We start from the raw sequence: 5,500 nt of genomic DNA, 5'->3' as shown, positions 1-5,500 counted from the left end.
CCTTAACATGTTTATGCAAGGCTTGGCTTGTTCCACTCTCTCGTTGTTCGGTTTTGAAGGTGTAGATTGATATGCCACGCGCATATGCGGCCCGTTGGTCAAGCGGCTAAGACGGCGGCCTCTCACGCCGCAAACGTGGGTTCGATTCCCGCACGGGTCACCAGCTTTTCCTTTGTATGCGCCTTTAGCTCAGTTGGTAGAGCAACTGACTCTTAATCAGTGGGTCCCCGGTTCGAATCCGTGAAGGCGCACCATTCCCATGGAGCGCTAAGATGCGCTCCATGGGAACTCCCAAAAGTTCATATTGGTTTTGACTGGGCAACCGGTTGAAATATAGTTGGTGTTGATTGCGGTGAGGGTCCACCCGTTCCCATTCCGAACACGGCAGTTAAGCTCATCTGCGCCGAAAATACTTGGCTGGCGACGGCCCGGGAAGATAGGTAACGCCAACACAGAAAAGCGGACAGAAGATTCTGTCCGCTTTTCTTATAGAGAGGAGAAGACCCCTCATGCAGTACACACACATTGTGCCGGCCCGGTTTTGCAGCCGACCCAACCGCTTTATCGCGGAGGTAGAGCTGCCTGACGGCGGCCGGGAACGAGTCCATGTGAAGAATACAGGCCGGTGCAGGGAGCTGCTGGTTCCGGGCGCGCGTATTTATCTGGAGGGCGCGGCTCACCCGGCGCGCAAGACCCGCTTCGATCTGGTGGCGGTGGAAAAGGGGTCCAGGCTCATTAATATGGATGCACAGGCTCCCAACCGGGTCTTTGGCGAGTGGGCCCGAACGGGTGGTTTTGTGCCGGGGCTGGCCCTGCTGCGCCCGGAGACGGCCTGGGGGAGCTCCCGATTCGATTTTTACTGGGAGGCGGAAGAGCGCCGGGGGTTTGTGGAGGTTAAGGGCGTCACCTTGGAAGAGGACGGGGCCGTGTTCTTCCCGGACGCGCCCACGGAGCGGGGCGTCAAGCATGTGGAGGAGCTGATGGCCTGTCGGGCGGAGGGCTATGAGGCGACACTCTTTTTCGTGGTCCAGATGGAGAACGTCAAATGGCTGGCCCCGAACGACAGGACCCATCCCGCCTTTGGCGCGGCAGTCCGCCGGGCCGCCGCTGCAGGGGTGAAGATCCTGGCCCATACCTGCTGTGTGCGGCCGGATGCCCTGGAGCTTTCTGGACCGGTTCCGGTGCGTTTGGGCCCTGAAAATGAATGTTAGGGAAATACAAGTTGCATGAAAAGAGGAAGAAGGAGCCTATAAATTCTGTAAAACCGCCAAAAATGCAGGCATACCCTTGACGTGAAGCAAGAAATCCTGTAAACTGCTCCCATCAAGCAAGGGCGCTGCGGATGAAAGACCATCCGCAGCGCCCGTTGTGTTTTTCAGAGATGGAAGCGGCCCTCTTCTCGAAAACACAGCAATGGCATGAAAATGCGCAAAGACGCGCGCTCCACCCAAAGAGGGAGCGTGCGTCTTTGCATTTGAGGAGGAGCATATTATGACAGAAGAAGTATGGAGTGCCCTGAACGGTCAAATTTTTGGCGTCTGGTTTCTGATTGGCGCCGCACTGGTTTTTTGGATGCAGGCCGGCTTTGCTATGGTAGAAGCAGGGTTTACCCGAGCCAAGAATGCCGGCAACATCATCATGAAGAATCTGATGGATTTCTGTATCGGCACAGTGGTGTTTATCCTCATTGGCTTCAGCTTGCTGCTGGGCGAGGATCTCTTGGGCCTGATCGGCAAACCGGGCTTTGATATCTTTACCAGCTATGCAGCGTTTGACTGGTCGAACTTTGTGTTTCACCTGGTGTTCTGTGCCACTACAGCTACCATCGTATCCGGTGCTATGGCGGAACGAACGAAATTCCTGTCCTACTGCATCTATTCTGCTGTGATCTCTGCACTGATCTACCCCATTGAGGCGCACTGGATTTGGGGCGGCGGCTGGCTGGCCCAGACGGGCTTCCACGATTTTGCCGGCTCCTGCGCCATCCATATGGTGGGCGGCATCAGCGCCCTGATTGGTGCCAAGATTCTTGGGCCCCGGATGGGCAAGTTTGGCCGCGACAAGAGCGGTAAGATCACGCAGGTAAATGCCTTCCCCGACCACAACCTTCCGCTGGGCGCTCTGGGCGTATTCATCCTATGGCTGGGGTGGTACGGCTTCAATGGCGCTGCGGCCACCTCTCTGGAGCAGTTGGGTTCCATCTTCGTCACTACCACGATTGCCCCGGCGGTGGCGACCGTCACCTGCATGATCTTCACCTGGGTCAAGTATGGGAAGCCGGACGTCTCTATGTGCCTGAACGCCTCCCTGGCCGGGCTGGTAGCCATCACCGCTCCGTGTGACGTGACGGATGCGTTGGGCTCCATTGTCATCGGCGCGGTGGCCGGCGTCCTGGTGGTCTTTGGCGTCTGGGCTCTGGATTACAAGCTGCGCATTGACGACCCGGTGGGTGCCGTGGCGGTCCACTGCCTGAACGGCATTTGGGGCACCGTCGCGGTGGGCCTCTTTGCCACCACGGCGGCCCCTGGGAACGATACATATGTGGGGCTGTTCTACGGCGGCGGTGTCAGCCTCCTGGCCCTGCAGATGCTGGGCATGCTCTCCGTCATCCTGTGGACAGCGGTCACCATTACCATCACCTTCCTGGTCATCAAGAAAACAGTGGGACTCCGCGCAAGCCAGGAGGAGGAGATCACCGGACTGGACGCCACAGAGCACGGCCTGCCCTCTGCCTATGCCGACTTTGCACCAACGACCAGCCGGACCTCTCTGCCGGAGGAGAACGCCTACCCCGAGCCCGCCGCTTCGAAGGCCCATGTGGATGAGTCGGCGCCAGCCCAGGCGGTCACCAGAATCCGGACCGCGCCGGAGTCCGGGATGAAGCTGAGCAACGTCACCATCCTCTGCAATCAGGCCAAGTTTGAGGACCTGAAGACCGCAATGAACCGCATCGGCGTCACCGGGATGACCGTGACCCAGGTGCTGGGCTGTGGTATCCAGAAGGGAAAAACGGAGTACTACCGCGGCGTTCCCATGGCCATCAATCTGCTGCCCAAGGTACAGGTAGGGATTGTCGTGTCCAAGGTGCCGGTAGCCGGGGTGATCGACGCGGCCAAGAAGTCCCTGTATACCGGTCGTATTGGCGACGGCAAGATCTTCGTCTATGATGTGGAAAATGTAGTAAAGGTCCGCACCGGCGAGGAGGGCCACGATGCCATCCAGGGCGAAGAATAAACGAACTTCCGATTTCCCCTCTCCCTTTGCTTCCCATACTCTGCTGACCCTGCCATGCGGCGTCCCGGACTGGACAGGTCCGGGACGCCGTATTATAATAATGCGTACGGAACAAAGCCGAAAGTCGTGAATCCCAAGGCTTTCAAGGCCGATTGGCTTTGTTCCAGTGCAAGGCTTCTGGGCAAATGAGCCAGAAAACCTTGCACCTTAGACATTATAATAGAGTTCAAAGGCGGACCACCGCGCGAAGGAGAAGCATATGGACTTGCTTACAGTGACAAAAGAGATTGCCCCCAAGGGGAAGGCGTACCTCGTGGTACGGCAAGGGCCCGGCGGAGCGGCGCTGGAGGAGGCGCTGGCCGACCGGATCGGGGCGCTGAGGGGACAGGGTGCAGAGCATATCTATCTGACCTCCACCGACCGGGAGGCGCCCCTGGCGGAGGGACAAAAGCTGGGCCCCTGGCGGCTGTCCTTTCGTCATGAGATGTGGACCATGGAGCGGGGGCTGGGACCGGACCGGCCCCGCCCGGCGGGCAGGCTGGTACTGGAGTCCCTGCGTCGGGAGCAGGGAGCGCTGTGGCTGGACCAGTATAACCGCGGCTTTTTCGGTGTGCCGAACTCGGCCACCTATGGCGAGGAGGAGCTGGAGGAGCTCCTGACGGGAGAACCACGTTCCGGCTTGGTCCGGCTGGACGGCGCGGCTGTAGGCGTCTACGAGCTGAGCTTCCAGGAGGAGACGCCGGAGATTGAGGGGATCGCCCTCCTGCCGGACTACCGGGGCCAGGGGCTGGGCCGGGAGCTGCTGCTGACAGTCATGGAGCGGCTGGCGGAGGCGGGGTACCCGGCCTGCTGGCTCCGGGTGTCCTCCGCCAATGGGCCCGCCTGGGGCCTTTACCACTGGGCGGGCTTCCGTCCGGTCAAGATGCTCTCCCACTGGTACGAGGCGGTGTCGGTCTGAACCGTCTAAAAAGCGCCGCCTCCCGGGAGGCGGCGCTTTTCGATCCCCTCAGATGGGCAGGTCCGGGCCCCGATAGTCCCCGGGCGGATAGTCCCCGTCAAAGCCACCGCGGGACCGGCGCTCCGGGTCGGACTCCTCCGGCCGGGGCGGAAAGCCGGAGGCTGGGCCGGGATTCTGCGCCACCGCCTCATAAAAGCCGGCACAGGAGCAGGCCAGATAAGGGACGAGCCAGAGGGTGAGGGGCAGGGTACACAGGCTGGTCAGCAGCCAGGTGATCAGGGCGAGGCCCACAGAGCCGGACGGGAGAAGCTGTTGGCACAGAAGCCCGGCGGCGCTGCAGAGCAGCGACTCCAGCAGGAACCAGCCCAGGAAAGAGAGCAGCAGGACAAAAAAGGTCCAGCGGTGCCCTACCATAAGGTCTTTGCTGGCGTCCAGGGCCTCGCTGGCCCGGTACCTGGGCTGATCCAGCAGGATGTAATAGGCCAGGGCATAGCGGAGTACCCTGGAATAGAAGAACACCATAAAGCCCACCGACGCGGCCAGGGACAGGAGCTCCAGAAAGAGCTGGCCCAATTGGTAGGATAAAGCGGCGAGGAGGAAGCTGACGGTGTTGAGTATAAAAACGCCGATGGTGAGAAGGATGGCGCCCAGTACGGCCCATAAAAGAGAAAAGAGAAAGATCTCAAGGGTCAGAAGCAGGACCCGGCCGGCCTGCGGGATGCCGCAGAACAGATCGCGCCAGCCGGTCTCCTGCCCCCGCCAGAGTTTCAGACCATAGCTCAGATACCCGTAGGTCAGCACGACACAGAACAGAGTGACCAGGACGCTCAAAAAGAAGAGCAGGGAGAAAAGCCCACCGGACACAGAGGCGGTGTAGCGATAGAGCGGATGCTCCGGCACGCCGGCGGCCGCCAGGGCGGCGAGGTTCAGAAGGGGGCGGGCGGCCAGCAGCATCAGGGCGCCGGGGACGCCCCAAACGAGAAGGAAAAAGAGCAGTGTGATCCAGCGGGGGCTGGGATGGGCTTGCCGGATGGCCGCCTTGGCGGCCTCCTTGACTTGCGGACGATGGAATCCCATGGATGTTCCTCCTGTTCCTCGGATGCTTCATCATATCATACGGACCATCCGGTTGTAAATGCGGGGCTGGTCATTAAAACGCCCGGAGAGGTATACCTCTCCGGGCGTTGGAGTCATCTGCGTCCGGCGCCGCCGCCGCGGGACATGCCCCCGCCGCCGCGGAAGCCTCCCCCGCCCCCGAAGCCGCCGCCCCGGAAACCACCCCCGCCGAAGGAGCCGCCGGAGCGCCCG

At 60.8% G+C, this 5,500-nt stretch carries 4 protein-coding genes, 2 tRNA genes and 1 rRNA gene; 6 read left to right on the top strand and 1 reads right to left on the bottom strand.

The features are described from left to right. The first annotated feature begins 88 nt into the window (after nt 1–88). The 6 genes from B3H64_RS04715 (at nt 89) to B3H64_RS04690 (ending at nt 4,192) form a co-directional block, all read left to right on the top strand. A tRNA-Glu gene (locus B3H64_RS04715) sits at nt 89–163 on the top strand. Between the two features lie 15 nt (nt 164–178). Further along, nucleotides 179–254, top strand: a tRNA-Lys gene (locus tag B3H64_RS04710). Between the two features lie 82 nt (nt 255–336). Then, nucleotides 337–452: ribosomal RNA gene (rrf, locus tag B3H64_RS04705) — 5S ribosomal RNA — on the top strand. A gap of 57 nt (nt 453–509) precedes the next feature. Further along, the gene (gene sfsA, locus B3H64_RS04700; RefSeq protein WP_050616862.1) at nt 510–1,211 is read left to right on the top strand and encodes a DNA/RNA nuclease SfsA; all 702 of its coding nucleotides are present in this window, start codon (nt 510–512) and stop codon (nt 1,209–1,211) included. A 280-nt stretch (nt 1,212–1,491) separates the two neighbouring features. Next, nucleotides 1,492–3,234 (top strand): ammonium transporter, encoded by a 1,743-nt coding sequence (locus B3H64_RS04695; protein ID WP_286733381.1) that lies wholly within the window; start codon nt 1,492–1,494, stop codon nt 3,232–3,234. Nucleotides 3,235–3,493: 259 nt separating this feature from the next. Beyond that, nucleotides 3,494–4,192 (top strand): GNAT family N-acetyltransferase, encoded by a 699-nt coding sequence (locus B3H64_RS04690; RefSeq protein ID WP_286733378.1) that lies wholly within the window; start codon nt 3,494–3,496, stop codon nt 4,190–4,192. 48 nt (nt 4,193–4,240) lie between these two features. Here B3H64_RS04690 and B3H64_RS04685 read toward each other — a convergent pair whose 3' ends face one another. Continuing rightward, a complete protein-coding gene (locus tag B3H64_RS04685) occupies nt 4,241–5,269 on the bottom strand; it encodes a DUF975 family protein (protein WP_286733376.1) in 1,029 nt (342 codons plus the stop codon). Nucleotides 5,270–5,500 lie beyond the last annotated feature (231 nt).

The organism is Intestinimonas sp. UBA1698 (assembly GCF_002320075.1).
GTDB classification, from domain to species: domain Bacteria; phylum Bacillota; class Clostridia; order Oscillospirales; family Oscillospiraceae; genus Intestinimonas; species Intestinimonas massiliensis.
This window is presented reverse-complemented; position numbering and strand designations above follow the sequence as displayed.

What these genes read in the sequence shown, in the direction of transcription:
- B3H64_RS04685 (WP_286733376.1), bottom strand. Translation starts at nt 5,269, where the DNA reads ATGGGATTCCATCGTCCGCAAGTCAAGGAGGCCGCCAAGGCGGCCATC.
- sfsA (WP_050616862.1), top strand. Translation starts at nt 510, where the DNA reads ATGCAGTACACACACATTGTGCCGGCCCGGTTTTGCAGCCGACCCAAC.
- B3H64_RS04690 (WP_286733378.1), top strand. Translation starts at nt 3,494, where the DNA reads ATGGACTTGCTTACAGTGACAAAAGAGATTGCCCCCAAGGGGAAGGCG.
- B3H64_RS04695 (WP_286733381.1), top strand. Translation starts at nt 1,492, where the DNA reads ATGACAGAAGAAGTATGGAGTGCCCTGAACGGTCAAATTTTTGGCGTC.